The 648-nt window shown below is 42.4% G+C and carries 2 protein-coding genes; both read left to right on the top strand.

What is annotated here, in order from left to right:
- The coding region (locus tag BM613_RS14675; RefSeq protein ID WP_181363213.1) for a 6-pyruvoyl trahydropterin synthase family protein at nt 1-340 on the top strand (340 nt) is incomplete at its 5' end.
- Between the two features lie 26 nt (nt 341-366).
- Nucleotides 367-648: GTP cyclohydrolase I (locus tag BM613_RS14670; RefSeq protein WP_219930734.1), on the top strand; the 282-nt coding region annotated here is incomplete at its 3' end.

Genomic DNA, 648 nt, shown 5'->3' with positions numbered 1-648 from the left:
GGACAGCGTTGGGCGCGTGATCGACTTTAGTGTGGTTAAAACTACACTCTGCCAATGGTTGGAAGATAACTGGGATCATAAGTTCCTGCATTGGAGTCGTGATAATTTGATTGACGCTTTGAAAATTGCAGCAAGTCGCCCGAGTTGTCCTCTGGAACATGAAGACCATGAGCATTTCTTAGGCTCGTTGGTAGCTTTACCATTCAACCCAACTGCGGAAAACTTAGCTGCATATATGGTTGACGTAATTGGTCCTCAACTGCTTGACCAATATGGTGTTGAACTGGTAGAATGTACCATTGAAGAAACATCTAAATGCCATGTTAACTATTGCAAATAATTGACCACACAAGGAAACTGCAAACCATGAATGAATTTACAAAGATGACAAACCGAGCAGAAATTTCACACAGTATTGAAAAGATTTTAAAGTTGATTGAAGGTGGCGATGACTTGCGTGAAGGTCTGGTTGAAACTCCAGAGCGTGTAGCTAAGGCTTATGCTACATGGTTCGGCGGTTACGATGTAGATATCGCATCCCTGTTCAAGACCTTTGAGGATGGTGGGGAATGCTGTAATGAAATGGTCATTGTTCGTGATATTCCTGTTTACAGTCATTGTGAACACCATATGGCCCCTATTATCGGT

The sequence above is a fragment of the Sulfoacidibacillus thermotolerans genome, assembly GCF_003144315.1.
Classification (GTDB): Bacteria; Bacillota; Bacilli; order Alicyclobacillales; family SLC66; genus Sulfoacidibacillus; species Sulfoacidibacillus thermotolerans.
The sequence above is the reverse complement of the archived record's forward strand: the minus strand, read 5'-3'. Positions and strand labels throughout refer to the sequence as shown.